Annotated in this window: 27 protein-coding genes, 1 riboswitch and 1 other annotated feature; of the genes, 19 read left to right on the top strand and 8 right to left on the bottom strand. The window is 47.9% G+C overall.

Annotated features, from left to right (window positions below):
• Positions 1-7 precede the first annotated feature (7 nt).
• The 3 genes from V1499_RS16670 to V1499_RS16660 are packed head-to-tail and all read right to left on the bottom strand — an operon-like array spanning position 8 to position 2,544.
• The gene (locus V1499_RS16670; protein WP_409270991.1) at positions 8-811 is read right to left on the bottom strand and encodes an ABC transporter permease; all 804 of its coding nucleotides are present in this window, start codon (positions 809-811) and stop codon (positions 8-10) included.
• On the bottom strand, positions 801-1,568 hold the full coding sequence (locus tag V1499_RS16665; protein ID WP_409270990.1) for an ABC transporter ATP-binding protein: 768 nt from the start codon (positions 1,566-1,568) through the stop codon (positions 801-803). The genes V1499_RS16670 and V1499_RS16665 overlap by 11 nt, the downstream gene beginning before the upstream one ends.
• 22 nt (positions 1,569-1,590) lie before the next feature.
• The gene (locus tag V1499_RS16660) at positions 1,591-2,544 is read right to left on the bottom strand and encodes an ABC transporter substrate-binding protein (RefSeq protein WP_409276324.1); all 954 of its coding nucleotides are present in this window, start codon (positions 2,542-2,544) and stop codon (positions 1,591-1,593) included.
• A gap of 159 nt (positions 2,545-2,703) precedes the next feature.
• Between V1499_RS16660 and V1499_RS16655 the strand changes: the two genes are divergently transcribed.
• Entirely contained in the window at positions 2,704-3,495 is a 792-nt protein-coding gene (locus V1499_RS16655) for an alpha/beta hydrolase family protein (protein WP_409270989.1), read from the top strand.
• A gap of 37 nt (positions 3,496-3,532) precedes the next feature.
• Positions 3,533-3,775: a DUF2584 domain-containing protein gene (locus tag V1499_RS16650; protein WP_316571038.1), complete on the top strand. Its 243-nt coding sequence runs from the start codon at positions 3,533-3,535 to the stop codon at positions 3,773-3,775.
• Between the two features lie 251 nt (positions 3,776-4,026).
• Here V1499_RS16650 and pckA read toward each other — a convergent pair whose 3' ends face one another.
• Positions 4,027-5,613, bottom strand: coding sequence for a phosphoenolpyruvate carboxykinase (ATP) (gene pckA / locus V1499_RS16645; RefSeq protein WP_409270988.1), 1,587 nt, complete (start codon positions 5,611-5,613; stop codon positions 4,027-4,029).
• A 127-nt stretch (positions 5,614-5,740) separates the two neighbouring features.
• Here pckA and V1499_RS16640 point away from each other — a divergent pair, with 127 nt between their 5' ends.
• The 3 genes from V1499_RS16640 to asnB all read left to right on the top strand — a co-directional run bounded on the left by V1499_RS16640 (position 5,741) and on the right by asnB (position 10,001).
• Positions 5,741-6,115: a thiol-disulfide oxidoreductase DCC family protein gene (locus V1499_RS16640; RefSeq protein WP_409270986.1), complete on the top strand. Its 375-nt coding sequence runs from the start codon at positions 5,741-5,743 to the stop codon at positions 6,113-6,115.
• 116 nt (positions 6,116-6,231) lie between these two features.
• A riboswitch (SAM riboswitch) is annotated at positions 6,232-6,348 on the top strand.
• 222 nt (positions 6,349-6,570) lie between these two features.
• A complete protein-coding gene (gene metK, locus V1499_RS16635) occupies positions 6,571-7,770 on the top strand; it encodes a methionine adenosyltransferase (protein WP_409270985.1) in 1,200 nt (399 codons plus the stop codon).
• Positions 7,771-8,111: 341 nt separating this feature from the next.
• Positions 8,112-10,001 (top strand): asparagine synthase (glutamine-hydrolyzing), encoded by a 1,890-nt coding sequence (gene asnB, locus V1499_RS16630; protein ID WP_409270984.1) that lies wholly within the window; start codon positions 8,112-8,114, stop codon positions 9,999-10,001.
• A 92-nt stretch (positions 10,002-10,093) separates the two neighbouring features.
• Here asnB and V1499_RS16625 read toward each other — a convergent pair whose 3' ends face one another.
• On the bottom strand, positions 10,094-10,618 hold the full coding sequence (locus tag V1499_RS16625) for a gamma carbonic anhydrase family protein (RefSeq protein ID WP_409270983.1): 525 nt from the start codon (positions 10,616-10,618) through the stop codon (positions 10,094-10,096).
• Positions 10,619-10,761: 143 nt separating this feature from the next.
• Between V1499_RS16625 and V1499_RS16620 the strand changes: the two genes are divergently transcribed.
• Both V1499_RS16620 and V1499_RS16615 read left to right on the top strand, forming a co-directional pair.
• Positions 10,762-11,568: a lysophospholipase gene (locus tag V1499_RS16620; protein ID WP_409270982.1), complete on the top strand. Its 807-nt coding sequence runs from the start codon at positions 10,762-10,764 to the stop codon at positions 11,566-11,568.
• Positions 11,569-11,691: 123 nt separating this feature from the next.
• Positions 11,692-12,762: a tetraprenyl-beta-curcumene synthase family protein gene (locus tag V1499_RS16615; RefSeq protein ID WP_409270981.1), complete on the top strand. Its 1,071-nt coding sequence runs from the start codon at positions 11,692-11,694 to the stop codon at positions 12,760-12,762.
• Positions 12,763-12,806: 44 nt separating this feature from the next.
• On the opposite strand, the gene V1499_RS16610 is transcribed toward V1499_RS16615, so the two are convergent.
• Positions 12,807-13,379, bottom strand: coding sequence for a class I SAM-dependent methyltransferase (locus tag V1499_RS16610; RefSeq protein WP_409270980.1), 573 nt, complete (start codon positions 13,377-13,379; stop codon positions 12,807-12,809).
• Position 13,380: 1 nt separating this feature from the next.
• Positions 13,381-14,367 (bottom strand): TIGR01212 family radical SAM protein, encoded by a 987-nt coding sequence (locus V1499_RS16605; RefSeq protein WP_409270979.1) that lies wholly within the window; start codon positions 14,365-14,367, stop codon positions 13,381-13,383.
• A 261-nt stretch (positions 14,368-14,628) separates the two neighbouring features.
• On the opposite strand from V1499_RS16605, the gene V1499_RS16600 reads away from it, so the two are divergent.
• From V1499_RS16600 to V1499_RS16550, 11 genes are all read left to right on the top strand, one after another.
• Positions 14,629-14,892, top strand: a complete 264-nt coding sequence (locus V1499_RS16600) for a YtzC family protein (protein WP_409270978.1) — start codon at positions 14,629-14,631, stop codon at positions 14,890-14,892.
• A 14-nt stretch (positions 14,893-14,906) separates the two neighbouring features.
• Positions 14,907-15,083, top strand: a complete 177-nt coding sequence (locus V1499_RS16595; RefSeq protein WP_115452627.1) for a glycogen biosynthesis protein GlgD — start codon at positions 14,907-14,909, stop codon at positions 15,081-15,083.
• Between the two features lie 363 nt (positions 15,084-15,446).
• Positions 15,447-16,400 carry a hypothetical protein gene (locus V1499_RS16590; RefSeq protein ID WP_409270977.1) on the top strand — a complete coding sequence of 318 codons (954 nt, stop codon included), beginning with the start codon at positions 15,447-15,449 and terminating at the stop codon, positions 16,398-16,400.
• A gap of 21 nt (positions 16,401-16,421) precedes the next feature.
• Complete coding sequence (locus tag V1499_RS16585; RefSeq protein ID WP_409270976.1) at positions 16,422-18,401, top strand: heme lyase CcmF/NrfE family subunit; 1,980 nt, start codon at positions 16,422-16,424, stop codon at positions 18,399-18,401.
• Complete coding sequence (locus tag V1499_RS16580; RefSeq protein ID WP_409270975.1) at positions 18,398-18,874, top strand: cytochrome c-type biogenesis protein CcmH; 477 nt, start codon at positions 18,398-18,400, stop codon at positions 18,872-18,874. Before V1499_RS16585 ends, V1499_RS16580 begins: the two co-directional genes overlap by 4 nt.
• 16 nt (positions 18,875-18,890) lie before the next feature.
• Positions 18,891-19,217 (top strand): hypothetical protein, encoded by a 327-nt coding sequence (locus V1499_RS16575; RefSeq protein WP_409270974.1) that lies wholly within the window; start codon positions 18,891-18,893, stop codon positions 19,215-19,217.
• Positions 19,218-19,314: 97 nt separating this feature from the next.
• Positions 19,315-19,827 carry a NapC/NirT family cytochrome c gene (locus V1499_RS16570; protein ID WP_409270973.1) on the top strand — a complete coding sequence of 171 codons (513 nt, stop codon included), beginning with the start codon at positions 19,315-19,317 and terminating at the stop codon, positions 19,825-19,827.
• A 2-nt stretch (positions 19,828-19,829) separates the two neighbouring features.
• Complete coding sequence (locus tag V1499_RS16565; protein WP_409270972.1) at positions 19,830-21,272, top strand: ammonia-forming cytochrome c nitrite reductase subunit c552; 1,443 nt, start codon at positions 19,830-19,832, stop codon at positions 21,270-21,272.
• 318 nt (positions 21,273-21,590) lie between these two features.
• The gene (locus V1499_RS16560; protein WP_409270971.1) at positions 21,591-22,772 is read left to right on the top strand and encodes an MDR family MFS transporter; all 1,182 of its coding nucleotides are present in this window, start codon (positions 21,591-21,593) and stop codon (positions 22,770-22,772) included.
• 190 nt (positions 22,773-22,962) lie between these two features.
• Positions 22,963-23,181: a binding site (T-box leader), on the top strand.
• Positions 23,182-23,234: 53 nt separating this feature from the next.
• Positions 23,235-25,646: a leucine--tRNA ligase gene (gene leuS / locus V1499_RS16555; protein ID WP_409276323.1), complete on the top strand. Its 2,412-nt coding sequence runs from the start codon at positions 23,235-23,237 to the stop codon at positions 25,644-25,646.
• Between the two features lie 128 nt (positions 25,647-25,774).
• On the top strand, positions 25,775-26,089 hold the full coding sequence (locus tag V1499_RS16550) for a rhodanese-like domain-containing protein (RefSeq protein WP_316571020.1): 315 nt from the start codon (positions 25,775-25,777) through the stop codon (positions 26,087-26,089).
• Positions 26,090-26,358: 269 nt separating this feature from the next.
• On the opposite strand, the gene V1499_RS16545 is transcribed toward V1499_RS16550, so the two are convergent.
• Complete coding sequence (locus V1499_RS16545; RefSeq protein WP_115452636.1) at positions 26,359-26,610, bottom strand: alpha/beta-type small acid-soluble spore protein; 252 nt, start codon at positions 26,608-26,610, stop codon at positions 26,359-26,361.
• A gap of 115 nt (positions 26,611-26,725) precedes the next feature.
• On the opposite strand from V1499_RS16545, the gene V1499_RS16540 reads away from it, so the two are divergent.
• A complete protein-coding gene (locus V1499_RS16540; RefSeq protein ID WP_316571019.1) occupies positions 26,726-26,908 on the top strand; it encodes a sporulation protein Cse60 in 183 nt (60 codons plus the stop codon).
• The last annotated feature ends 89 nt before the right edge of the window (positions 26,909-26,997 follow it).

The following is a 26,997-nucleotide window of genomic DNA, read 5'->3' as shown; positions in this document are numbered from 1 at the left end:
ATTGCCATCAATTTTTTACGATTTTTTTCTCCAATAGGGCCACAAGCTGGTACATAAGCGTTGCAAAGATAGCAATGATGAGCAGCGACAAAAGGACAAGGGTAAAATTGAATACCTGGAAGCCGTAAATAATCATATAGCCAAGCCCTTTCGATGAAACAAGGAATTCGCCGACTATGACGCCCACCCAGGAAAGCCCGACATTCACTTTTAACGTGGAGATAATCGTCGGGAAGGATGCCGGAAGTATGGCTTCCCTGAAACACTGATACCTCGTCGCTCCGAAGGTCTGAAGAACTTTCAAGTAATTCGGGTCGACTTCGCGGAAGGAAGTATAGACTACAATCGTTGTGATGATAATCGAAATGATCGCTCCCATCGAAATAATCGATGTATAGCCGGGCCCCAAAGCAACGATTAGGATTGGGCCCAAGGCGACTTTCGGCATTGCATTCAGGACCACCAAATACGGGTCAAGGATTTTTGACAAAATGGGCGACCACCAGAGGAGCGCCGCAATCATTGTTCCAAGTAAAGTCCCGAGGATAAACCCGGCAATGGTTTCGGTCAGGGTAATACCAAGGTTGGTTAGAAGGCTCCCATCCTGCAGTTTTTCGAGCATCAAGTGCCAAATTTTCGATGGAGAGCTGAAAATGAGTGGATCCACCCACTGTTGTCGGCTACAAAGTTCCCAGCCTGAAAAAAAGACAAAAAAAATCAATGCCTGGAAAAAACGCACCTTCCGCCTTTCTTTTTTCAGGGAAAGCAGGTAAAGAGCGTGTTGGGAGCTGATGGATGGTTCATTGTTCAAGGGACTCCAGCTCCTTCCATATTTCTTTGAAAAGCTTGCTATAACTCTCATGGTTCCTTGAGTCAAAAGGCGTCAGCCGCCTTATGCTTTCAGGCATAACGAAAATTTTATGAATCCTGCCGGGGCTTGGGGATAAGAGATAAATCCTGTCACTCATCGCGATAGCTTCACCGATATCATGGGTAACGAGAATGGCTGTTTTTCCAAGTCCTTTTAATGTTGAGGATACAAGGTCTTCAAGCTTCAGCTTCGTTTGGTAGTCAAGGGCCGAAAATGGCTCGTCAAGCAGAAGCACCTTTGGCTCAGCGGCGAGTGTCCTGGCGAGGGCAGCCCGCTGCCTCATTCCACCGGAAAGCTGTTTTGGAAGCTTCCTTTCCACTCCGGGCAGCCCTATTTCTTCAAGCAGCCTGATTGCCGCATCCCGACGTTCCGGCGTAAGGGCATTAGCAAGTTTCAAACCGATCAGGACATTTTCCTCGATTGTTTTCCATGGGAACAAATAGTCTTGTTGGAGCATATAGCCAATTTCGCGTTTTGCCGCTGATACCGGCCCGCCTCCTATCAGCACCCGCCCGCCCGTTGGTTCGACCAATCCGGCGATGATAGAAAGGAGTGTCGTTTTGCCGCAGCCGCTCGGGCCGAGGAAGGAAATGAATTCCCCTTCCTCAACGGAAAGCCCGATACCGGAGAGGGCCGTTACTGCCGTATCTTGCGTGAAATAAGTGTGGTATATCCCTTCAATCGTTAGGAAACTCATGAAATGGCCTCCTTTGCGGCAATCATTTTACTTTTTCAGCAATTTCCGTATTTACAAGTATTTTATGTTCAATCCGTTGTGGAAGTTCGCCCGCTTCATCCATAATATTCTGGAGATTGTTCCATTCGTCTTCATCCAGGATCGGGTCGGTTGCGAATGATCCCTGGCTCTTGTACCGCTCGACAACGGTTTCGATGATGCCAGGATCGGTATCTTCAAAATAGGGCTCAATCGCTTTGGCGATTTCCTTTGAATCTGTTTCAGCCACCCATTGCTGAGCTTTATAAATTGCTTTCGTGAATTTATTGATGATCGCCGGATTTTTTTTCATATAGCTTTCTTTTGCCATGAATGTGGTATAGGGTAGGTGTCCGGATTCAGTTCCAAACGAAGCGATAATATACCCTTTTCCTTCTTTTTCAAAAATGCTTGCCGTCGGTTCGAATAACTGGACGAATTCGCCAGTCCCACCGGCAAAAGCGTTGGGAATGTTCGCGAAGTCGATGTTTTGGATGAGCTTTAAATCCTTGTGAGGATCAATCCCATGCTTTTTCAGGACGAATTCGCCTGCCATTTGTGGCATCCCGCCTTTTCGCTGGCCGAGGAATGTTTTGCCTTTCAGCATATCCCAGGTAAAGTTATCAATTTTTTCACGGGAGACGAGGAAGGTGCCGTCTGTCTGGGTCAGTTGGGCAAAATTGATGACAGGGTCGTTTGAGCCTTGCGCATGAACGTAAATCGATGTCTCGGATCCGACAAGGGCGATGTCGGCACCGCCGGATAGAAGCGTTGTCATCGTTTTATCGCCGCCCCACGTTGTGGTCAAGTTAACATCGAGCCCTTCGTCCTTAAAGAAACCCTTCGCAAGGGCTACATATTCCGGCGTGTAGAAAATGGATCTTGTCACCTCTGCGACGCGAACTTTTTCTAGCTTCTTTTCCTGTGGCTTTTCCTGACACGCGGAAAGAATCAGCATTGCGCATGCCAGCATCATCAGGGCGGCCCTGAACGTTTTTCTCATGCAAATACCTCCTGGGTAAAAATAATTGGGCTGTTTGCTCTTGTGATATCGTATGAAACGGGCGTGATTGTGTGAATGCCCATATTGGAAAAATAATTGGATGGAGTGATTCGGATGGAAATAGAGGATGGAAAAATCATTACGGAGCAGCGGTTCCCTTCACCCAATCCGGATGTCGCCCTGTCACTTGTCACTTATTATTCCGGTGGCCTGAAAGTAAAAGGGATGCTAGCTAAGCCATTGGGCTACGAGCCGGAGGATGGTTTCCTCTATTTAAGAGGCGGCATCAAAAATGTCGGAAAGGTACGCCCGGCAAGGATCGCCCAATTCGCTTCTGAAGGATTTACGGTTTTCGCGCCGTTTTACCGTGGTAACCAAGGCGGCGAGGGAGATGAGGATTTTGCGGGAGAGGACAGGCAGGATGCGTTCTCCGCGTATAAGCTTTTGAAGTCGCTGCCTTCTGTACGTGACATCCATATTTTCGGGTTTTCACGGGGAGGGGTTATGGCCCTTTTAACAGCGCTCGAATTCCCGGAAGCCGCTTCATTGGCGACATGGGGAGGGGTAAGCGATATGTCGCTTACCTATGTGGAACGGAAGGATTTGCGGCGGATGATGAAGCGGGTAATCGGGGGCACGCCTTTGAAATATCCGGAGAGATACCAATACAGGACACCGCTTTATAGACTGGAACATCTTGAGGTGCCGGTCATGATTATCCACGGTGTACAGGATGGCAACGTGTCCGCCGAGCACGCCTACCGTTTGGAAAAAAGGCTGAAGGAGCTGGGCAAACCGGTCGATAGCTGGTACTTTGGTGAATTCAACCATTTCTTCCCGCCAGGGGTCAACAGGAAAGTTGTCGAGGACTTAGCGAAGTGGATGAAAAGCCATAGCGGCAAATGATATGATAATAAAAAAGTCATACGAGGAGGGTCAGTGAATGGGAATGCCACTTGAGTTGAATACGATGATCATTACAAAGGGCAGGGAGCAAAGGCTCGAAGAAAATCTATTCCTTTTGGAAAAAGAAGGCTACCGCCTCTATCCAATCGATGTACCGGTTGATATCCGGCGCACTATCGAAGCGGATTCGAGCGGTACTGCAAAAATCAAGAAGGTCGAGCTCGAAGGCGGAAAGACCCGGATTACATATGAGCTCATTTCCCTTAGTTCACCGAATTGATTTGTAGGTACAAGCTTTGAATGTGTTGAAGACCAACATGAGGAGAATGACTGGCTTAGATGTCACAAAAACCCGCGATTCGTGACAACCGAGGGGCAAATTTGAGTTAAGCTGTCACGAAAGCCTCTGATTCGTGACAACAAGCGGTCATAATCCTGTTTAGTAGTCACAAAAACGAAAAAGCACGTGGAGGAAACCACTCGTTCCCCTCACGTGCTTTATTTATCTAAACTTATTAACAAACTGCCTGATTAAATAATCGGTCCGCCTTTTTCGGCGATTTCCGAAGAAACTTTGGAAAACTTTTTGAAGTTGCTGCGGAATTTTTCGGCAAGTTCTATCGCCTTTACACGATAGGCTTCAGGATCGGCCCAAGTTTTTTCAGGCTGCAGGACTTCGTCAGGAACTCCTGGGACATGGAGCGGAACATGCAGGCCGAAAATTTCGTCCTGGACCGTTTCAATGTTGCTTAGCTCCCCTTCAAGGGCCGCCTGGACCATCGCGCGGGTATATGCCAGCTTCATCCGGTTGCCCGTTCCGTATTCACCACCGGTCCAGCCAGTGTTGACAAGGAATACCTGCGCATTGTGCTCAAGGATTTTTTCCCCGAGCATCTCCGCATAGCGGTTTGCCGGAAGTGGCAGGAATGGCGCGCCAAAGCAAGTGGAGAACGTTGCTTGCGGCGAAGTGATTCCGCGCTCGGTGCCAGCCAACTTGGACGTATATCCGCTAAGGAAATGGTACATGGCCTGTTCCTTTGTGAGCTTTGAAATTGGCGGCAAGACACCGAAAGCATCGGCTGTCAGGAATACGATTGTGTTCGGATGGCCGGCGACGCTAGGCGAAACGATGTTCTTAATCGCCTCTAGCGGATAGGCGGCCCGCGTATTTTCAGTCAGCGACCCATCATCATAGTCGGCGACGCGGGTGTCCGATTGTACCACAACGTTTTCAAGAACTGCCCCAAAGCAGATTGCATCAAAGATTTGCGGTTCTTTTTCACGGCTGAGGTTGATTGTTTTCGCATAGCAGCCGCCCTCGATATTGAAGACGCCGTTCGGAGACCAGCCATGCTCGTCGTCACCAATCAGGCGGCGGTTCGCATCTGCGGACAGGGTTGTTTTGCCCGTGCCCGACAAGCCGAAGAACAAGGCTACATCGCCTTCAATCCCAACGTTGGCCGAGCAGTGCATAGGCATGATTCCGGCCTCGGGCAATAGATAGTTCATGACTGAAAAAATCGATTTCTTCATTTCCCCCGCATATTCCGTTCCGCCAATTAGGACGATCCGCTTTTCAAAAGAAATGATAATGAACGTTTCCGAATTGGTTCCATCCACTTCCGGGTCTGCCTTGAAGCCAGGGGCGGAGATAATCGAGAATTCCGGGTTATGGCCGGTCAGCTCGGATTCCTCGGGACGAATGAACAGCTGGTGTGCAAAAAGGTTGTGCCAGGCGTATTCGTTGATCACCTGAATTGGCAGCCTGTATTTTTTATCCGCTCCAGCAAATCCATTAAACACAAAAATTTCATTTTTTTGTTTTAAATAATCAATTACTTTATTATAGAGGTTGGAGAAGGCTTTTTCCGAAATGGGCTTATTAATCGTGCCCCAATCAATTTTGCTCCTGCTGGACTTTTCTTCGACAATAAACTTATCTTCTGGAGAACGGCCTGTATATTTGCCGGTCGAAACACTGATTGCCCCGGTTGATGTCAGCAGCCCTTCTCCACGGCTCAACACTTTTTCAACCAGTTCCGGAACGGAAAGCTGGACTAGAAGGTTTTCTTCATTCAGCAGCTTGAATGGAGTTTCTGGATTATGCACACCAAACATTTAATAATTTCCCCTTTGCCTATTGTTTGTTAAGAGCTTTTTTATCTCACGAATAGTATAGCACATTCGGATAATTGGTCTATACTAATAACCTATTTTTTTATAATTAATTTTGGAGGGATGAACGATGGAGCTGCTGGCGCTGTATGACGGGAACTGTGTCCTGTGCAATAAGTCGAAGGCGAAATCAGAAAAACTGGATTGGCTTGGCCGTGTCCAATGGCTTTCTCTTCAGGAATATGAAAAAGAGGGCCGTAAGCCTGCTTTCCGCACGATCGACCTTCGCAGGGAGCTTCACGTAATTGATGGGAACGGCAGGATTTACAAAGGATTTTTTGCAGCCCGGAAAATGCTGCTCCAATTCCCTGTTACTTTCATGCCGGCACTGCTCCTTTACCTGCCGTTTGCCGCAAAGGCCGGTATTCCAATCTACAATTGGATAGCCAGGAACAGGTATAAATGGATGGGCGAAAGGTGTGCGGATGGAAGCTGTTCAATTTAATGGTTTTATTATGAAAATTCCCATTAAAATTAAATGGTTCTAGAAGATAATTTTTTAACATAAAAATCATTGACATGCTTCAACTGTGTGGTATGATTTTACCTTGAACGGATACTCTCTTATCCTGAGCCGGTGGAGGGACAGGCCCTATGAAGCCCGGCAACCTGCCCGAGGTATTTTTCCCGGAAAAGGTGCCAAACCTGATGCAAGGCGATTGCCTTGAACGATAAGAGTGAAAGGCGCAAACCACTCAATGGCAACCTTTCCTCAAACGGGAAGGTTTTTTATTTGCAGCCTTACGAATCAGCATCTTTAGGAGCGGGGGATTCATAAAACCCCCAGGTTTACTTCATACTACTTAGGGAAATGAGTACCGTGAAACCGAGGTTGCTAGGCAGGCCGGAAAAAATCCATGCAGCTGACCTCATTATAAAGAAGATACAGGAGGAATCCAGATGCCATCAAAACGCCGTTTGTTCACGTCTGAATCAGTGACTGAAGGCCATCCAGACAAGATCTGCGACCAGATTTCGGATTCGATTTTAGATGCGATCCTGGCACAAGACGCAAACGCCCGCGTCGCTGCAGAAACTTCCGTTACAACAGGCCTTGTCCTCGTAGCGGGTGAAATTACAACGTCAACTTATGTTGATATCCCGAAAATTGTCCGTGACACAATCCGTGAAATCGGTTATACACGCGCGAAATATGGCTTCGATGCCGATACGTGCGCCGTATTAACATCCATTGACGAGCAATCAGCCGATATCGCCATGGGCGTGGACCAGGCGCTTGAAGCCCGTGAAGGCAGCATGTCCGATGCGGAAATTGAAGCAATCGGTGCGGGGGACCAGGGACTTATGTTCGGGTTTGCCTGCAATGAAACAGAAGAGCTAATGCCGCTTCCAATCTCGCTTGCACACAAGCTTTCCCGTAGGCTGACGGAAGTGCGCAAGGATGAAACACTTCCATACTTGCGCCCGGATGGAAAAACGCAGGTAACGGTTGAATATGATGAAAACAACAATCCAGTCCGGATTGATACAATTGTTATTTCAACGCAGCATGGTCCCGAGGCGACTCTGGAACAAATCCAGAAAGACCTAAAAGAGCATGTCATCGGCCCTGTAGTTCCACAAGACCTAATTGACGAAAAGACAAAATACTTCATCAACCCGACTGGACGCTTCGTTATCGGCGGCCCTCAAGGCGATGCCGGGCTTACTGGCCGCAAGATTATCGTTGATACGTATGGCGGCTATGCGCGCCATGGCGGCGGCGCTTTCTCCGGAAAAGATCCGACAAAGGTTGACCGTTCCGCGGCTTATGCAGCGCGCTATGTTGCGAAAAACCTCGTCGCCGCAGGCATGGCCGACAAGGTTGAAGTCCAGCTTGCCTACGCGATTGGTGTTGCCCGCCCTGTATCCATTGCGGTTGATACATTTGGAACAGGCACTGTAAGCGAAGATGTCCTTGTTGAATTGATTGAAAACAACTTCGACCTGCGCCCTGCCGGAATCATCAACATGCTTGATCTTCGTAAGCCAATTTACAAACAAACAGCCGCTTATGGCCACTTTGGCCGCAATGATGTCGACCTCCCTTGGGAGCGGACAGATAAGGCTGCCGCTTTGAAGGAACAGGCATCCAAATAATTGGACAAAACGGGAATTGCATTATAATATGTAACTCCCGTTTTTCTTTTGCGCCGTGAAATAGTGTTACTGGCGCTGTTTTTGGTGTAATATCAAGGATTTGCCTCATTTTTCCTCTAGCTGTAAGTGCAAATTTTTTTTGAAAAATGGTAGTATAGAGTGAACCTTCCATCACAGGTGGTTTTCGCGCTGATGGTCAGGTCAACTTATCGGACCTTTAGGGACAGTTACCCTTTAGGGCTTACGCTCGTTTAGTGGAAGTAAATGGTGCCGAGGGAAACCTCAACTAAACGAATTATCACAGTCAAAAAAATGCAATGATCGGAGTAGGTGAACTACATATGTGCGGTTTTATCGGATGTGTTCATGAGCAGGCACAGAATTTCAAGGACGAAGAAAAGAAGATTTTTAAAAGCATGAATGATATCATCACCCACCGCGGGCCGGATGATGACGGATACTATTTTGACGAACATGTGCAGTTTGGCTTCAGGCGATTGAGCATCATTGATATCGAGTGCGGCGCCCAGCCACTCACATATGAAAACGAGCGTTATTGGATTATTTTCAATGGTGAGGTATACAACTATCTCGAGCTTCGTGATGAGCTTTTAAAGGAAGGTTTGGAATTCGCGACGGAATCGGATACGGAAGTCATCATCGCCCTGTACAGCCATCTAAAGGAAAAAGCAGTTCAAAAGTTGCGTGGGATGTTCGCGTTCGTCATTTGGGACAAACAGGAGAAGACGCTGTTCGGCGCACGCGACCATTTCGGGATAAAGCCTTTCTTTTATTATGAAGATGGAGGCAGGACGTTTTTTGCTTCAGAGAAAAAGAGCATCCTGCTCGCGCTTGATAACCAAGAGCTTAATTATGATTCGCTTCAGCATTATCTGACGTACCAATTCGTCCCGGAGCCAGAGACGATGACGGATGGAATCCATAAGCTCGAGCCGGGCCATTATTTTACAAAAAAAGCTGGCGGGAAAATGGACATCAAACGGTATTGGAAGGCTAATTTCACGCCAGTGCTGAAAGCCGAAGATGAGTTCGTCCAGGAAATTAGGGACGTTCTGTTTGATTCAGTTAAAATGCATATGCGAAGTGATGTCCCTGTTGGCTCATTCCTGTCCGGGGGCATCGATTCGTCGATCATCGCCTCAATCGCGAAGGAATACCATCCCGCCATCAAGACGTTTTCGGTCGGTTTTGAGCGGGACGGGTTCAGTGAGATTGATGTGGCCAAAGAAACCGCCGACAAACTCGGGGTCGAAAATATAAGTTACGTCATCACCCCTGAGGAATATATGGCCGAGGTTCCGAAAATCATGTGGCATATGGACGATCCGCTTGCCGATCCAGCCTGTATTCCGTTGTACTTCGTCGCCCGCGAGGCCAGGAAGCATGTAACCGTTGTCCTGTCAGGTGAAGGCGCGGACGAGTTGTTCGGCGGGTATAATATATACCGCGAGCCAGGTGACCTTCAGGTGTTTAACAAGATTCCGCGGGTCGGAAAAGTCATTCTAAAAGGAATTGCTGGGATGATGCCTGAAGGAACAAGAGGCAAGAGCTTTATCGAGCGTGGGGTAACCCCCATGGAAGAGCGTTATATCGGGAACGCGAAAATTTTCACCGAGGAAGAAAAGCGCGAGTTACTGAACGTGTACCGAGAAGGGCTTGATTTTACCGATATCACGAAAAAACTTTACTCGGAAAGCGAAGGCTATAATCCTGTCGACAGGATGCAGTATATAGACATTCATACGTGGATGCGCGGCGACATTTTGTTGAAGGCCGATAAAATGACGATGGCTCATTCACTTGAGCTCCGGGTGCCGTTCCTGGATAAGGAAGTGTTTGCTGTCGCTTCAAGAATTCCAGCCGATTTGAAAACCGCCAATGGCACAACGAAATATATTTTAAGGAAAGCGGCTGAAACCGTTGTTCCCGAGCATGTACTCAATCGGAAGAAGCTTGGTTTCCCAGTACCAATCCGCCACTGGCTGAAGGACGAAATGAATACGTGGGCAAAGGATCTCATCCGCGAAAGCAACACGGATCACTTGTTCAACAAACAATACCTGCTTAAGCTTCTGGATGACCACTGCCTCGGAAAAGTCGATAACAGCCGGAAAATCTGGACAGTTCTCATGTTCATGGTATGGCATCAGGTGTACGTTGAAGATAAGTATTCCTTTGGTGCGGAGAAATCGTATCAAGCGATGAATTAGCATTAACTTATTTTTAAAAAAGGAACTCCCGCTTCGTCAGGGGAGTTCCTTTTCTGTTTATTCTCGGAAAAAACCGGTCATGCGGTTGGCATCTACTTCTGGTTCAAAGGAGTAAGGCTCTTGTAATACTGGGCTTTCTCGGCGTATTCCTTCGTAATCCTTTCCATCTCCTTAATGTCTTCTGCGTTTAGTTCTCGGACTACTTTGGCGGGCCTTCCGAGCGCCAGTGTACGGGGAGGGATTTTTTTGCCGGGCGGTACGAGGCTTCCCGCTCCAATAAAGGCGCCTTCACCTATTTCTGCTTTGTCGAGGACGATGGAACCCATTCCGATGAGTGCGTTTTTCCTGAGGATGCAGCTATGTAAGGTGCACTGATGGCCAATTGTCACTTCATCCTCGAGTATGAGTGGGTTGCCAGGGCTTTGATGAAGAACGGAATTGTCCTGGATATTGACTTTTTTACCTATGATGGTAGGCGCGATATCGCCCCGGATGACCGTGTTGTACCAGACACTTGATTCCGGCCCGATTTCCACGTCTCCCGAAATCGTGACAAAATCGGCGATGAATGCGGTATCATCGATTTGCGGATACTTGCCCTTATACGGATAAATCATTGAATACTCCCCTTTATGTTTATCATTCACTGAAAGTGTACCGGATTTTGTTCCAAACTTGCAAAGCAAAATGGGTATCTCGTAAACATTTCTATGTTATAGTACTTTTAACGCTAGTTTTCGGTTGCTGGGAGGAAGGTTTTATGTGGAAATGGGAAGCAGACGGTGAAGCAAAGGCCGTCATCGTGATGGTGCACGGAGCCATGGAGCATCACCGCCGCTACGGGTGGCTGATTGAAATGTGGCGTTCGTCCGGGTTCCATGTAATCATGGGCGACCTTCCCGGCCAGGGGATGACTACCCGCGCATACCGTGGCCATATTGATTCGTTTGATGAATATTTAACTGAAGTGAAGGAATGGCTTGAGGCAGCCTATACATACGGCTTGCCGGTTTTCCTGCTCGGCCATAGCATGGGTGGGTTGATTGCGATAAGGCTTCTGCAGGAAGAAAAACTAACAATTGCCGGAGCGATTCTTTCATCTCCATGCCTTGGGCTTGTGCATGAGCCGCCAAAGTTTATTAATTTGCTTTCTTATGGCTTGAACGTTGTGTTCCCTTCGCTCAGGATGAATTCGGGAATTACCGTTAAGATGGCTACACAGAATAAGGAAGTCCAGGAATTTGATTTAAATGACACTCTTTATGTAACCAAGGTTTCGGTAAGATGGTACCGAGAACTTCAGGATGCGATGAAAGCAGCCTTCCATGACCTTGGGCATATCCAGGACGTACCTAAGCTCGTCATGCAGGCGGGGGATGATTTGATTGTCAACAAAAAAGCGGTCAGGAGTTGGTTCAACCAGGCGCCGCTTTCAGAAAAACGGTTCAAGGAATGGCCGGGCTTCTACCATGAAATCTTCAATGAACCAGAGCGAGACAAGGTATTTGAATACGCCCGCGACTTTGTCCACGGCCAGCTGCGGGAAATCGGCTATGTAATTGAATAAAATACACAATGCTAGTAAGGGCGCCAAGAGGGATAACGGATCGGAAGATTGCCGTAAAAGGCAAAAACTTCCGCCCCAGCCTCTTTCAGGCGCCTGCGCTTTTTTGAATAGTAGGTGATACGTATGGCAATCCCATTGAAACCAGCCAGCTTAATGGCTAAATCATATCGGAAGATTTTTCCGGCAGTTAAAGAAGAAATGTCATATTGGAAAAAAAGGGCCGAAGCCATTCCCAATCAGGAGTTACGCAAACAGGCACTGGCAAGCATAGAAACTAAGGCATTCCATTGCGAAGGCGGTGCCATTCTCGCGCTCATCGCAAAAGAGGAGTATAAACAGGCAATTTCGTTCATCGTCGCTTACCAAACAATAAGCGACTATCTCGATAATCTCTGCGACAGGAGCACGTCGCTCGACCCGGATGATTTCGCGAGCCTCCACGATGCGATGTTCGATGCGCTCATCTTGGGGGAGCCTCACGGGGATTACTACAGCAAGCGTGAGGACAGGGATGATGGCGGCTACCTTGCAGAGCTTGTCGCAAAATGCAATTCAGTCCTTGCTTCAATGAAGAAGTATCCCGTTATCAGGGATTACCTTCTTGAATTGTGCGGCTTTTATTGCGAACTCCAGGTACATAAGCATGTTACCCCCGAAGAGAGGGAACCCCGCCTGCAAGAATGGTTCGAACGGCATAAAACCCGGATGCCAGAGATGGAATGGTACGAATTTTCCGCTTGCTCCGGCTCGACGCTTGGTATTTACTGCTTAGTGTCCTATGCACTCGGGAACGATTTTGGCAAACAGGAAGCTGAAAAGGTTATGAATGGCTATTTTCCTTATATCCAGGGGCTCCATATTCTGCTTGATTATTTTATCGACCAGGAGGAGGACCGCGCTGGCGGTGATTTGAACTTTTGTTTTTATTACAAAAACCAGGAAACGCTGTTCAACAGGCTCATGCACTTTATGGAAGAGGCCGACCGGCATACGGACGGCCTGCCGAACCAGCGATTCCACAAGCTAATCAACCGGGGACTGCTTGGCATTTACCTTTCCGACGAAAAGGTCCGCAGGCAGGAAGGGGTCCGGAAACTGGCTAAAAAAATCATCAAGTATGGCGGCCCCGTTAGCCAGTTTTTCTACGTAAACGGCATTGCTTACCGTTTTTTCCAAAGACTCATGCCAAATTAACAAGAGGCATCCGCGAATTGTTTCATGCGGATGCCTCTTTTCTTTCACCGTTTCTCGATTGCGATTATGAAAGGCGGGTTGTTTTTTTGGTTGATGAACTCGTATTGGAGGACATGTGCCTCTTTCTGATCAAGCCCGTGTACGAATGACAGCAGGCTGTCGCGTTCTTCCGCACCGCCTTCATGGCCGTGGTAGATAACGAGGACAATGATTCCGCCGGGAGCCATCATGCCGAGCAGCTGTTCAATGGCCGAAATCGTTGTTGCTGGTTTTGTGACAATGCTTTTATCACTTCCCGGCAGATAGCCGAGATTAAAAATTGCTCCTTGCAGTTGCCCGTGATACTGGCTGGGAATTAGCTCCGCTGCCCGTTCATGGCCGGCATGGAAAAGTGTGGCCCTGCTTCCTGTGCCATTTTCGGCAAGCTTTCTCTTTGTCGCTTCCAACGCCTCGGCTTGGATGTCGAATGCAAAAACCATCCCATTTTCGCCTGTGAGGAGGGTAAGGAAAAGTGTATCATGACCGTTTCCCATCGTCGCATCGACGGCGGCGCCGCCTTCCATGACCGCTTTTTCCAACAAAATCCTTGCAAAAGGAAGGACGCCATCAAGCTTCATTTCAAATACCCCCAATTTCTCTTGAACCAATGCGATTTTCGCGGTTTTCGTAAAACTTCCCCTGCCAGCTGTCCCGCCGATTCATTTCCGCATCGATTGCGTTCAGCACTTCCCATTTGTTGACACTCCACATTGGCCCAATCATCAAATTAATTGGCCCGTCACCGGTTATCCGGTGGACGATCATTTCAGGCGGCAAAAGCTCAAGCTGGTCACAGACAAGCTTCACATACTCATCAAACTTTAGGAATTCTAGAAGCCCTTTTTCATACTGCTTAACCATAGGCGTTCCTTTCAGGAGATGGAGCAGGTGGATTTTGATTCCCTGTACATCAAGCATTGCCACTTCACGTGCTGTTTCAAGCATCATTTCTTTCGATTCAAGCGGCAAGCCGTTAATAATATGCGTGCAAATTCGGATATTGTGTTTGCGGAGCTTTGCGACGCCTTCTTTATAGCAGTTGTAATCGTGCGCGCGGTTGACGAGCTGGGCTGTCCTTTCATGGACTGTCTGAAGCCCAAGTTCGACCCAAAGATAGGTTCGCTCGTTCAGTTCGGCAAGGTAATCGACAACATCATCGGGAAGGCAATCGGGACGCGTCGCAATCGACAGCCCGACAACTCCTTCCTGATTAAGGACAGTCTCGAATTTTTCGCGGAGCTCGGCAACAGGGGCGTGTGTATTCGTAAAAGCCTGGAAGTAGGCCATATACTTGCCATCCTTCCATTTCGTATGCATTTTTGCCTTGATTTCATTGAATTGGGTTTCGAGTTCATCGGCCCTCTTTCCGGCGAAATCCCCCGACCCCGCAGCGCTGCAAAATGTGCAGCCGCCATGCGCGACTGTTCCATCCCGGTTGGGGCAGTCAAAGCCTCCATCTAGCGCCACCTTGAATACTTTGTGCCCAAATTGGCCTCGAAGGTGGTAATTCCACGTATGATATCGTTTATTGTCCATTGCATATGGAAAAGGGCTGGTTTGCGCCAAATCGCACACCTCATTTTTATTATTTGCAGCAACATTTTTGCTATTTTTGTTTTCGGATTTTTCGGCCCGGACTGAAATTGATACACAACCTGAATTTTAACATGAACAGCTTCTTCAGGCTATTTCATTTCTTCCCACTAATTATCAGCTGGGAGCCGTGATAGCCAGCGTAGGGGTGAACAAACTAAGTATGAAGCTGCTTTTTGCAGGTTCCGGCTGGGTATGATAACGGCCGCATCACCAATGTTAGGGGGGACTTCATTGGCAACCCGGCAATCAATCGAGGATTTCATTGGCAAATGCCAGCAGACAATCGAATTTGCCCAGGAGCAATACAATCATACGGCCAGGCAGGAGCATTACAATGCCGAAGGGTATACTGAAGCGCTTCAGGCCCTCGAAGATGCATACAATGAAATGACTGTTCTCGCCTTGAGCGCCAACTCCCAGCAGCGAGAACGACTGAACAGGATGAGGCTTCAGCTCCAAGGCATCCAGAATGACCTGATTCTTCAAAGGCATTAGGAGGGCGCGATTATATGAAAAAAAGATCGAAAAAGAATAATCCTGAACAAAAAACACGCAATGGCTACAACAGCCAGGATGTAGAAGTTGGAACAGACCTGGATTTGATTGACCGCGCAAAAAGGGCGTATGAAAAGACTGGCGGACAGCCGGTGAAATCCAAAATGCACGTTGAAAACAACAAGTATTAGCCAGGATTGATGGAACTTCCTCCCAAGGCAGTGCCCGGATGGGTGCTGCCTTTTTAAATAAATACCCCATAGGCACATCCCCATTGCTGTCACTATTTTCGGATGTTCATAAAATCTCCATAATTTCCAAACCAAATAAACTGCCAAAAATCCTTTCCCGAACGGTGATTATTCCTAAAAGGCAAACCATTGAAAAATGCCGTTCACAATTTGGAAACGAGTCGTTTTATTTTTGTGATGTTGGTCACAGAATGAGGGGTTGTTCCGTGGTTTAAATAAGGTAGCAAATCAGCGGAAAATCCTTTGTAATAGCCTAGTCTGCAAGGCGATTGATCGGTTTTCCCTTGAAAGGAAGAATGGACGATGGCCAAAAAAGTTCTTACCTGTTTTCTATTGATGGTTCTTATGCTGCCCGCTGGGGTACTTGGAGAAGAAAAGGAAACGGGGATTTTGAAATTGGAGGAGCTCTCCATCCAGGTTATGCCTGAATTTGCAAAGCATCCGAATGACAAAGAAACGAAGAAGCCGCCCCTACTAATTGGCTATCAGGGCAGCCTGATTAACGATTCCGGCAAGGCGCAAAAAGGGAAAATTGAAATTCCACTGCCTGGGAACAAGGATAACTTCCGAATTGGGTTTGTTGCCGATTATTCCAGCGACTTGTCTCAAATGTTTGAAATCAACTACGAGCTTGACTTGAAAAAAGGGACCATTGCCTGGGAAACAAGCAGGGCAATCGAGCCAAATGACCAATATAAATTTGTGATCGAATTTTATACCGATGCAATCAAAACCAAGGACACTGAAAAGTTGCTCGATTATTCCTTTAAAAGCTTCGCCGACATCACGCTTGTCAACCTGACCGTACTCGAGCCAATGAATGTCGCGAACGTGAATCTCGACCCAGCGGCAACTGAAGCCCCGCATGAAAATCCGTACGGGCTGAAGATGCATACGTACCAAATTAAAGGTATGAAGGCGGGCGAGGAGAAGGAATTCACACTTTCCTATGACCGCAAAGAAACTAGGACCACGAATGAACTGCTTGAAGCTGCAGGAAAAACGGCCGCTTCCCCCACGGCTGCACAAACGGAAAAAGTTCCGCTCGGCCTGACAATTGCCGGAATTAGCGCGGCAAGCCTGCTCGCCAGCGGGTTGCTCCTCCTTTTTTTGAAAAAGAGGCATGCTCAAGCCGGAACAGCATCTTTTGAGCCAATAGCCGGAAACTCCAAAAAGGCCCAGCTTCGGAAAATGCTCGTCGATGGGACGATTACCGAAGCTGAATACGAAGAACTTCATAAAAAACTAAACCTGTAAAAATGAAAGAGGGCCGGCAGCATGTATATCGTTGGAAATTTATCATTAATCCTTGGAATCGTGCTGTCAGCCTATACAATTGCCGCAACTGTCAAAGGCATCAGGTCACAGAGCCTGCAGTGGATCGGCAGCGCAAGGGGCGGAATTTTCGGGGTTTTCCTTGTCTCCTTGTCCGCATCCGGCCTCCTTCTTTATTTCCTGGCATCCGGCCAGTACGAATATACATATGTGGCTTCCTATACGAACGAAAGCCTCCCACTTATTTATAAGCTTTCCGCCTTTTGGGCTGGGAATGCCGGGTCGCTCTTGTTTTGGACTTTATTGCTAAGTTTATACACAGGCATAATCGCCTTTTCGAAAAAAAACAACTATACGCCATATGTCCTTGCGGTACTCGCGATGAACCTGCTCTTTTTCTTCGTCGTCCTGCTGGCGTTGGCCAATCCGTTTGAACAATCGGATACGATCCCTGCGGATGGAAACGGGTTGAATCCAATGCTGCAAAATCCAGGGATGGTCGTCCATCCGGTCACACTCTACCTTGGCTATGTCGGGCTGGCCGTTCCGTTCGCGTTTGCGATGGCTTCCCTGATGATAAAAAGAATGGATTCGGCATGGCTGAGGCTTACGAGGAAATGGACCCTGGCGGCATGGATGTTTTTAACCGCGGGCAACCTGATCGGGGCTTGGTGGGCATACGTCGAACTTGGCTGGGGAGGTTACTGGGCATGGGACCCGGTTGAAAATGCATCGTTTATGCCATGGCTTACCGTATCTGCGCTGCTTCATTCGGTGATGATCCAGGAACGGAAAAATATGCTCATAAAGTGGAATCTGTTCCTAGTCATCCTCTCGTACGGACTGACCTTGTTCGGAACGTTCCTCGTCAGGAGCGGCATCCTGACGAGTGTCCATGCCTTTGCCGATAGCAGCATGGGGAGATACTTTTTTATCTTCCTCTCGTTCATGGTCCTGTTCGCGGCCTACATGGTTGTCTCACGGAACCGGCTTATCAATAACAGGAGTGTGCCGGTCACGTCTTACTTTTCGAAGGAAAACAGTTTCCTTTTAAACAACTACATTTTGCTTGGGTCGGCTTTCGCGGTCTTTTGGGGAACCATCTTCCCGCTTGTTTCGGAAACATTTTTAGGCTCGAAAATCAATACTGGCGCACCTTATTTCAACAAGGTCATGGCCCCGATCCTGTTGGCGCTCATTTTACTTATGGCAGTCTGTCCGGTTATCCCTTGGGAAAAAGCAAGCCTGTCCCGTTTCTTGAAACAAATCCGCTTGCCTCTGGGGCTATCCGTCCTTTTCTCCGGCTTTCTAGCGGCAAGCGGAGTCAATGGTTTGTTCCCTGTTATCGGGATATCTGCATGCATGTTCATGCTTGCTACACATGCGATTGAAATCATCCGGGCAGTCAGGGCACGGCGAAGGGCGACTGCCGAAAACGTTGCAGTAGCCTTGTTGAAGCTATTTTCTAAAAATAGGCGCAGGTACGGCGGCTATATCGTCCATATCGGTATCGGCGTCCTTGCTGTCGGCATCATTAGCTCCCAGGCCTACCCGCTCGAACTTATCAAAACGCTAAACAAGGGGGAAAGCTTCACAATCGGGAGTTATGAGCTAACCTTCAATAGCTTTAACAAAGTGAAAAAAACTGACAGGGACGTTATTTTTACGGAAATGGGAGTCGTGTATAAAGGGGAAAGGCTAAGCCCGGTCCACCCTGAGAAAATCTATTATGACAACTGGGCGGAGCCGTCGACCGAAGTGGCTGTAAAGTCCCGCTGGAATGAAGATTTGTATGTTGTCCTCAGTTCGTGGGAAACGAAAAACAAGATTACTGTCCTTGCGAGAGTGAATCCGTTCATCAGCTGGATTTGGACAGGGGGATATATAATGCTCGCTGGTATCCTCATAGCCTTATCGGGCGGAAGACGGGCAGCTGACACTGTTATTGTGCAGCATGTCATAAATAGGGAGGCGGCCCGATGATGAGGAAAGTGATTACTCTACTGGCGGTATTCCTGGCGGCGCTCCCCGCGGCGGTGTTTGCTTCCTATTCGGAAAATTCCCCGGAATTCAGGGAAGTGACAAGCCAGCTTCATATGGATGGCCACTCTGACCATGAACTTTCAACATGCAAAGTACGGAAAGCCTATAACAGTGAAGTCATTGACATGCTGAACAAGGGCATGGCGCCTGAGGATATCATCCGCTACTACACAGACGAACTCGGGCCGGGTGCACTCAAGATTCCCAAAAAGGAAGGAAACGGGCTGCTCGCCTGGCTCATGCCGGTTGCAGGACTGGCGACCGGGGGAGCAATAGCGATGGCGGCCATTAAAAGGATAACAAACAGGAAAACGAAAAGGGACTCCATACTCGAAACCCGGAATTCGCTAAGCGGCGGGGAATATGCAAGCCTCGAAGAAACGCTCGACAATGAGCGGAAGAAGTATTTTTAAAAAGGTGGTGGCAAGCTTGCTGTACATCATAATCGCATGTTCGCTGCTTGTTGCGGCCTGCCTTTATCTTGTCCTCGTACCCTTTTTTGGGAGAGGCGGGCTTGCGGCAATAGCTGAAACTGAAACAGGCCTTGAGTTGAAACATGTGTACGAATCCGTCAATGAACTTGAAATGGATGCTCTTATGAACAAGATTTCAGCTGACGATTTTCATAGCTTGAAAGAGTCATACTACCGCCTTGCAGCAGAAACCATCAAGGAAAAGCACGAGGTGGATGACGATATCCGGGATGCGCTTAACTTAATCCGCTCAAAAGCTGGTACCGCTGACACCGGACAATGAGAATGAATTAGGCCAGGAACGCTGGAAGAAAAACATGAACCTAATTAGAACACAAAGGTGTTTTAATAGATAAACATTTACCTGGGGAGGTGAAAGAATGTTTAAGAAACTTTTGGCGATTGATAAAAAAATACTGATTTTCGCCGCGCTCTTCGCGGGGATTGTCCTGTCGGCGGTAACGATGAAAACGTTGGCCTACACGGACTCGCCAAATTTCTGCCAGAGCTGCCACATCATGGACTCTGCGTACGGATCCTTTACGGATTCAACACATTCGACTTTATCCTGCAATGACTGCCACCTGCCGCATGATAATGTGGCGAAGAAGCTGGTTTTCAAGGGCAAGGCCGGAATGGGGCATATGTACTTTAATACGCTTGGGAAGGATAAAATCCCGAACGTGCTTCATGCAACCGAAAAGACAGAGAGGGTTGTTGAGCAAAACTGTATCACATGCCATGAAAGCACCCTGACGAATATCGAACACGATGCGAAGGAAAGCTGCACGACGTGCCACCGTACTGTGCCGCACGGAAAGAATTTTAAAACAAAAGAATTCAATAAGCCGCCTAAATCCGGTGAGCTGCTTGAACATAAGGGAGGATTTTAAGGATGTCGAAGTTCCGATTTGGAGCCTACCTGATGGTATTGGCATTCATTCTGATCATAACGGGCTGCAGTTCCTCCAGTGAACAGGCAGCCGCCAAACCGAAAACATCAGGCCTATCAAAAGATGAAATCTCAAACGAAGCATTCAAGGATATGTTCCCGCTTCAATACAACAGCTACATGAAAAACGAAAAAATGGCGGATACGAAATACAGCGGTTCCGTCAAACGCTCCAAGTACGATCCGGACAAAGAGCCTTACCTGCCAATCCTTTTCAATGGGTATGGTTTTGCGACCGAGTATAACGAAGACCGCGGCCACGTCTACGCACTCGAGGATGTGAAGAATGTCGCGAGGATTACCGATAAATCGGTTGGTTCCTGCTATACATGTAAATCGACAGCTGTTCCGAAAATGATTGAAGAAATGGGCGAGAAGTATTGGAGCGCCAATTTTAAAACAGAGATCTTCCCTATGGGAGAAAAAATGGGCCATTCCCCAATCGGCTGTTCCGACTGCCATGACCCACAGACAATGGACCTTCGTGTCACACGCCCAAGCTTTGTAAAAGCAATGGAGCGGAAGGGAATCGATGTATCAAAAGCGACGAAAAATGATATGCGCAGTTATGTATGCGGCCAGTGCCACGTCGAATATTACTTTGATGCGACAAACAGCGAGGTAACTTTCCCGTGGGACAAGGGCTTCAAGCCTGAAGAAATGTATGAGTACTATTCTACAATTGCCAAGGAAAAAGGGTTTGAGAAGGATTGGATCCACAATGTTTCCGGAACACCGATGCTGAAGGCTCAACACCCGGACTTTGAAACATTCGTGGAAGGGACTCACGGAAAGGCAGGCGTAGCATGCGCGGACTGCCATATGCCATATGAGCGTGTTGACGGCAAGCGAAAGATTTCGTCACACTGGTGGACTTCGCCGCTTAAGACAATGAAATCATCGTGCGGAACATGCCACGGCGATAGGGATATCGATAAGCTCGAAGCAAGGGTGATCGAGATTCAGGACACCCACATGAAGCAATTGCATAAAGCGGAGGATGTTTCCATTAACGCCCATTACTACGTAAACAAAATGATCACAATTGGAGTTAAGTCGGAAAAGGTAAAAGCCGCACAGGAACATGTGAGGAAAGCCCAATGGTTCTGGGATATCGTCGCAGCAGAGAGCTCCGCAGGCTTCCATAACCCGCAAGGCTCAATGGATTCCCTCGCTGTTTCAATTGAAGAATCAAACCAGGCTATCCACATTGCAACCGAAGAGCTTGTTAAAAAAGGCGTCGACATCGATAAATTGAAAGAGGAAATCGAAAAGGCGAAAAAAGCTGTAACTGGTGAGAAGGATAACTTCAAGAAGAAAACCCATGCAATCAATGGGGAGTTCCCGGCACAGCAGCCGGCCGTTCCGGCACCACCAAAAAAGTAAGTTCGGACAGGGATTTCCGAACGCCAATAGCTGTTAAAAAGCACTGTAGCCTTTTGGTTGCAGTGCTTTTCTCTCATTTGGAATAAAAACCATTGCACAGTTTTGGGAAAAGGAATAGAATATCCTTTGTGTTTGAGAATAGGAAAGAAAATTTTTATAGAATTATGTCTAGCTCCACAAGGAAGGCTTCGGCAGCTTAGCATCGCACGAAGGAAAAGTGCACTTCTTTTCCGAGGAGCGCCCAGCGCCTAGTGTACTACGGTCCATACGGCGCTAAACGGGGCGCTTGCGCATTTCTTATGAGATAGGAGAATCAAGATGCCGCGTTCATTATGGCTTTTAATCATCGGAATGGTCGTCAACGTTACAGGTTCATCCTTTCTCTGGCCTTTGAATGCAATCTATATCCATGACCATCTCGGCAAATCTTTAACCACCGCTGGCATAGTCCTTATGCTGAACTCCGCTGCGAGCGTTGCGGGAAACCTGGCGGGAGGAAGCTTGTTTGACAGGCTTGGCGGTTATAAAACGATTTTGCTAGGGATTGGCATTGCTTTGCTTGCATTGCTTGGATTGACTTTTTGGAACGACTTTACCCCTTATGTGATTTTCCTTACAATTTCGGGCTTTGGCGCGGGAATTATTTTTCCGGCAATGTACGCAATGTCGGGAGCTGTCTGGAAGGAAGGGGGAAGGCGCGCATTCAATGCGATTTATGTTGCGCAGAACCTTGGTGTAGCGATTGGTGCGGCATTAGGAGGACTTGTTGCCGATTTTTCCTTCCAGTTGATTTTTGTTGCAAACCTGTTCATGTATATCGTCTTTATGGCGATTGCTTTTTTTGGCTATAAAAACATAACCGACCGGGAAGGCGCCCAGACTTCTATTTTGCAGGAAAATCCCTCTGCTGGTATGAATAAAAAACTAAAAGCGTTGCTCATCCTCTGTATTGGCTACCTCCTTTGCTGGGTTGGATATGTCCAATGGCAGACAACAATCGCTTCCTATACACAGGAAATCAATATAACTCTTACCCAATACAGTTTGCTCTGGACAGTGAATGGTGCGATGATTGTGCTCGGCCAGCCAGTACTGAACGGTTTTTTGAAACGCTTTGGCCGATCGCTTAAAACACAGATGGTGCTCGGCATGCTCATATTTGTTGTGGCATTCATCGTAGCTGCCAATTCGGGGAGCTTTTCGGGATTTATGGCTGGGATGATAATTTTAACAGCTGGTGAAATGCTCATTTGGCCAGCGGTTCCGACAATTGCCAGTGAACTTGCGCCTCGGGGCCGGGAAGGCTTTTACCAGGGAATTGTCAACAGCACGGCCACCGGCGGCAGAATGATTGGACCGGTTCTAGGCGGAATGCTCGTCGACTTGTACGGCATGTCCATGTTGTTCATGATCCTAATAGTCCTGTTTATCGTTTCAATTGGAACGACTGTCGTCTATGACCGTGGCATTAAGGGAAAAAAGCAGCCGGTTCGCGCATAAAGTGAATCCCGCGCCTTTTTTGGGGGCGGGTTTCTTCGTTTGCCTATTATGTTTTCATCCGTTTACAAAGTCCGGAAAGAGAGCGGTCCATACGCCAGATTATGGTGGAAATCTCCGCTAACGCACATTTTCAACCGGGTGGCTTGCATCCCGGGGCAAATTTTAATAAAATAGCACTATGTAAAATAGTTTAATGACTGTGAAAAGGAATAGTAATGATTCCGTCCCGCCATTAGAGAGCTGGCGGTTGGTGCAAGCCGGCCGGGACCATCATGAACTCGCCTTAGAGTCGCAGGCGTGAAGTGCCAGTAATGCCTGCCGTTTTCCGCGTTAAGGATGAATGAAGCGAGTGTTTTTCACACTAATGTGGGTGGTACCGCGGGAAGATACATATCCTCTCGTCCCTGTTTATGGGATGGGAGTTTTTTATTTTTGGAAAAAAGTTTGAGGGAGGAAATTGAGATGAGCTTCAACCACAGACAAATTGAAAAGAAGTGGCAAACGAAGTGGGAGACAGAAAAAACATTTAAAACGGGCGAGGAGAAGGGCAAGCCGAAATTTTACGCCCTTGACATGTTCCCTTATCCTTCGGGTGCGGGTCTCCACGTTGGCCACCCGGAAGGCTATACGGCGACTGACATCCTTTCCCGTATGAAACGGATGCAGGGCTACAATGTACTACATCCGATGGGCTGGGACGCATTCGGACTCCCTGCCGAGCAGTACGCACTTGATACAGGGAATGACCCGGCGGAATTCACGGAGAGGAACATAAACACGTTCCGCCGCCAAATCAAAGAACTTGGTTTTTCATACGATTGGGACCGGGAAATCAATACAACGGATCCCGATTATTACAAATGGACACAATGGATTTTCCTCAAGTTGTACGAACATGGCCTTGCCTATATCGACGAAGTATCGGTTAACTGGTGCCCGGCGCTTGGGACTGTCCTTGCGAATGAAGAAGTCATCGACGGCAAGAGCGAGCGCGGGGGCCATCCGGTCGAACGCCGCCCAATGAAGCAGTGGGTGCTGAAGATTACCGCTTATGCAGACCGGCTCTTGGAGGACCTTGAAGAGCTTGATTGGCCTGAAAGCCTGAAGGATATGCAGCGCAATTGGATTGGCCGCTCTGAAGGTGCTGAAGTCACTTTTAACATTAAAGGGCATGACGGCACATTTACGGTGTTCACAACGCGTCCTGACACGCTTTTTGGTGCGACTTATGCGGTCCTTGCGCCAGAGCACGCGCTTGTTGAAAAGATCACCACTGCGGACCAGAAGGAAGCGGTTGAAGCGTATCTTGAAAAAATCAAGAGCAAGAGCGACCTCGAACGGACCGACCTTGCAAAAGAAAAGACTGGTGTCTTCACCGGCGCCTATGCAATCAATCCGGCGAACGGCGAAGAGATGCCGATCTGGATTGCGGATTACGTGCTTGCGAGCTACGGAACCGGCGCAATCATGGCGGTACCTGCGCATGACGAGCGTGACTATGAATTCGCGAAGCAATTCGGCTTGCCGATCGTTGAAGTCGTAGCTGGCGGGGATATTGAAAAAGAAGCGTATACAGGCGATGGCACGCATGTAAATTCCGGCTTCCTTGATGGTTTAAATAAGGAAGATGCGATACGGGACATGATCGCCTGGCTTGAAGAAAAAGGCATCGGGACAAGAAAGATTACCTATCGCCTTCGTGACTGGCTATTCAGCCGCCAGAGATACTGGGGAGAGCCAATTCCGATCATCCATTGGGAGGATGGCACAAGCACGGCTGTTCCAGAAGACCAGCTGCCGCTTGTTTTGCCAAAAACAACCGACATTAAACCATCCGGAACAGGCGAATCACCGCTTGCCAATATCGAGGACTGGGTAAACGTTTTCGATCCTGAAACAGGCAAGAAGGGCCGCCGCGAAACGAACACAATGCCGCAATGGGGCGGAAGCTGCTGGTACTATCTCCGCTATATCGATCCGAGGAATGATAATCATCTCGCGGACCCTGAAAAACTGAAAGAATGGCTCCCTGTCGACATTTATATCGGTGGCGCTGAGCATGCGGTATTACACCTGCTCTACGCCCGATTCTGGCACAAGTTCCTATACGATATTGGCGTCGTGCCTACGAAAGAACCGTTCCAGAAGCTATTCAATCAGGGAATGATCCTTGGCGAAAACAATGAGAAAATGAGCAAATCTAAAGGGAATGTCGTTAACCCGGACCATATCGTTGAAAGCCACGGGGCAGACACATTGAGGCTCTACGAAATGTTCATGGGGCCGCTTGATGCTTCCGTTGCGTGGTCGACGAACGGCCTTGACGGCGCGCGCAGGTTCCTTGACCGTGTATGGCGTCTGTTCATCGAGTCGGATGGAGAGGTTTCCTCGAAAATTCGGGAAGGCGCGAAGGCGGAAAACCTTGAGAGGGTCTACCACCAGACAGTTAAGAAGGTTACCGAGGACTATGAAGGGCTTCGCTTCAATGTCGCTATTTCCCAATTGATGGTGTTTATTAATGAAGCCTATAAATCCGATGTTCTTCCAAAGGAATACATGGAGGGCTTCGTAAAACTTCTTTCCCCAGTTGCGCCGCACGTCTGTGAGGAACTATGGGAAAAGCTTGGCCATACAGATACGGTTTCGTATGGGCCATGGCCAACATTTGATGAGACTAAGCTTGTTGAAGACGAAGTGGAAATCGTTGTCCAAATCAATGGCAAGATGAAGAAAAAGCTGATGGTTCCATCCGATGCTACGAGAGAAGTGATGGAAGAGCTTGCGATGAAGGAAATCAGCGCTGAGCTCGAGGGTAAAACCGTCCGTAAGGTAATCGCCGTACCAGGCAAGCTTGTCAACGTTGTCGCGAACTAACAATATTCCAATTTGCCTGGCAGCCGTAATGGTGGCTGAAAAAACAGGTTTATGGGAAACTATAGTATGAAAACCATTCATAGCATCCCCCGGAATCCGGGGGATGTTTTTGACAAAGGGGTGCAATCATGGAACCAATTAAAACAATCTCGACGGAAGAGCTGAAGAAGAAGATTGAGGTTGGAGAGAAGCTTGAACTAATCGATGTCAGGGAAGACGAGGAAGTTGTATACGGTATGGTCCCCGGCGCGAAGCATATCAAAATGGGGGAAATTCCTGCGCGCCTCGAGGAACTGGACAAAAACAAGGAATATATCGTCATTTGCCGATCAGGCGGCCGAAGCATGAACGTTTGCCACTACTTGCAGCAGCAGGGCTACAAGGTCATCAACATGGAAGGCGGCATGCTCGAGTGGGAAGGCGACGTTGAAGTGAATGGGTAATTGAATAATCTTTTAGGTGCATTAGATGTTTCTATTAAAAAATGCTTTTCTCAGTTGATGAAGAAAAGCATTTTTTATTTGGCGTTCAGGTAACTTTTCGGAATTCCGATGGGTATGAGGCCAAAGTTACTTCATGTTTGGACAGCAAAGTGAATTTTCAAGGGATGTGTGTCCAAAGCTGCCCGAAGTTTGGACAGCAAAGTGAATTTTCAAGGGATGTATGTCCAAAGCTTCCTGATGTTTGGACAAGTTCCCGGGTGCCCCAACTTCTATTTCTTTTTCAAATTCTCCTGCGCCATGCGGACGAGTTCCTTGACCATGCTCCCGCCAAGCCTTCCGCCAACTTTCCCAGCGTCCTCAGCAGCAAGCCTGCCGTTATAGCCATGTTGAAGCGGGACGCCGACCTCTTTCGCTGCTTCATATTTGGCGTCTTCTGGACGGTTGGCGCCCACCACTTTTGCTTTCAATTCATCGAGTCCCTTTCTTGCTTCGGGGACAAGGATTTTGTTTCGTCTAGCCATTATGCCAGCCTCCTTTTTAAGCTTATTTTTCCGCAAAAAACAAACCTTATCCATCGCCATTTGTTAAAAAGTTGGAATTTTGGCAAAACTGGTGAAAAAAGAGGGAGGAAGCACAATGATACAGGTGAAACTTTTTGATAAAGAGCATGAAGCCGATCTTGAAACTGATATGAATAATTTCCTGAAAGGGCTCGACGAAAAAAAACTGCTTGATATTAAATACAATGTCGCAGCCCTCCAGGAAGACGAGGATGAACAAATTTACTGCTTCTCGGCCATGGTAATCTATAGGGCTTGACCCATTCCTTTTCATAATCAAAAGGAAGGCAGGACTGGCTTTATGCTTATGATCTCGATAGTTATCGATTTAGTCCTATTAGGATTGGC

It is taken from the genome of Neobacillus oceani (assembly GCF_046237595.1).
GTDB classification, from domain to species: Bacteria; Bacillota; Bacilli; order Bacillales; family Cytobacillaceae; genus Bacillus_D; species Bacillus_D oceani.
The sequence above is the reverse complement of the archived record's forward strand: the minus strand, read 5'-3'. Positions and strand labels throughout refer to the sequence as shown.

Bases quoted from the DNA above. Each gene is read 5' to 3' on its own strand.
- V1499_RS16665 (WP_409270990.1), bottom strand. From the start codon at position 1,568: ATGAGTTTCCTAACGATTGAAGGGATATACCACACTTATTTCACGCAA.
- V1499_RS16660 (WP_409276324.1), bottom strand. From the start codon at position 2,544: ATGCTGATTCTTTCCGCGTGTCAGGAAAAGCCACAGGAAAAGAAGCTA.
- V1499_RS16655 (WP_409270989.1), top strand. From the start codon at position 2,704: ATGGAAATAGAGGATGGAAAAATCATTACGGAGCAGCGGTTCCCTTCA.
- V1499_RS16650 (WP_316571038.1), top strand. From the start codon at position 3,533: ATGGGAATGCCACTTGAGTTGAATACGATGATCATTACAAAGGGCAGG.
- pckA (WP_409270988.1), bottom strand. From the start codon at position 5,613: ATGTTTGGTGTGCATAATCCAGAAACTCCATTCAAGCTGCTGAATGAA.
- V1499_RS16640 (WP_409270986.1), top strand. From the start codon at position 5,741: ATGGAGCTGCTGGCGCTGTATGACGGGAACTGTGTCCTGTGCAATAAG.
- metK (WP_409270985.1), top strand. From the start codon at position 6,571: ATGCCATCAAAACGCCGTTTGTTCACGTCTGAATCAGTGACTGAAGGC.
- asnB (WP_409270984.1), top strand. From the start codon at position 8,112: ATGTGCGGTTTTATCGGATGTGTTCATGAGCAGGCACAGAATTTCAAG.
- V1499_RS16625 (WP_409270983.1), bottom strand. From the start codon at position 10,618: ATGATTTATCCGTATAAGGGCAAGTATCCGCAAATCGATGATACCGCA.
- V1499_RS16620 (WP_409270982.1), top strand. From the start codon at position 10,762: ATGTGGAAATGGGAAGCAGACGGTGAAGCAAAGGCCGTCATCGTGATG.
- V1499_RS16615 (WP_409270981.1), top strand. From the start codon at position 11,692: ATGGCAATCCCATTGAAACCAGCCAGCTTAATGGCTAAATCATATCGG.
- V1499_RS16610 (WP_409270980.1), bottom strand. From the start codon at position 13,379: ATGAAGCTTGATGGCGTCCTTCCTTTTGCAAGGATTTTGTTGGAAAAA.
- V1499_RS16595 (WP_115452627.1), top strand. From the start codon at position 14,907: ATGAAAAAAAGATCGAAAAAGAATAATCCTGAACAAAAAACACGCAAT.
- V1499_RS16590 (WP_409270977.1), top strand. From the start codon at position 15,447: ATGGCCAAAAAAGTTCTTACCTGTTTTCTATTGATGGTTCTTATGCTG.
- V1499_RS16585 (WP_409270976.1), top strand. From the start codon at position 16,422: ATGTATATCGTTGGAAATTTATCATTAATCCTTGGAATCGTGCTGTCA.
- V1499_RS16580 (WP_409270975.1), top strand. From the start codon at position 18,398: ATGATGAGGAAAGTGATTACTCTACTGGCGGTATTCCTGGCGGCGCTC.
- V1499_RS16570 (WP_409270973.1), top strand. From the start codon at position 19,315: ATGTTTAAGAAACTTTTGGCGATTGATAAAAAAATACTGATTTTCGCC.
- V1499_RS16565 (WP_409270972.1), top strand. From the start codon at position 19,830: ATGTCGAAGTTCCGATTTGGAGCCTACCTGATGGTATTGGCATTCATT.
- V1499_RS16560 (WP_409270971.1), top strand. From the start codon at position 21,591: ATGCCGCGTTCATTATGGCTTTTAATCATCGGAATGGTCGTCAACGTT.
- leuS (WP_409276323.1), top strand. From the start codon at position 23,235: ATGAGCTTCAACCACAGACAAATTGAAAAGAAGTGGCAAACGAAGTGG.
- V1499_RS16550 (WP_316571020.1), top strand. From the start codon at position 25,775: ATGGAACCAATTAAAACAATCTCGACGGAAGAGCTGAAGAAGAAGATT.
- V1499_RS16545 (WP_115452636.1), bottom strand. From the start codon at position 26,610: ATGGCTAGACGAAACAAAATCCTTGTCCCCGAAGCAAGAAAGGGACTC.
- V1499_RS16540 (WP_316571019.1), top strand. From the start codon at position 26,726: ATGATACAGGTGAAACTTTTTGATAAAGAGCATGAAGCCGATCTTGAA.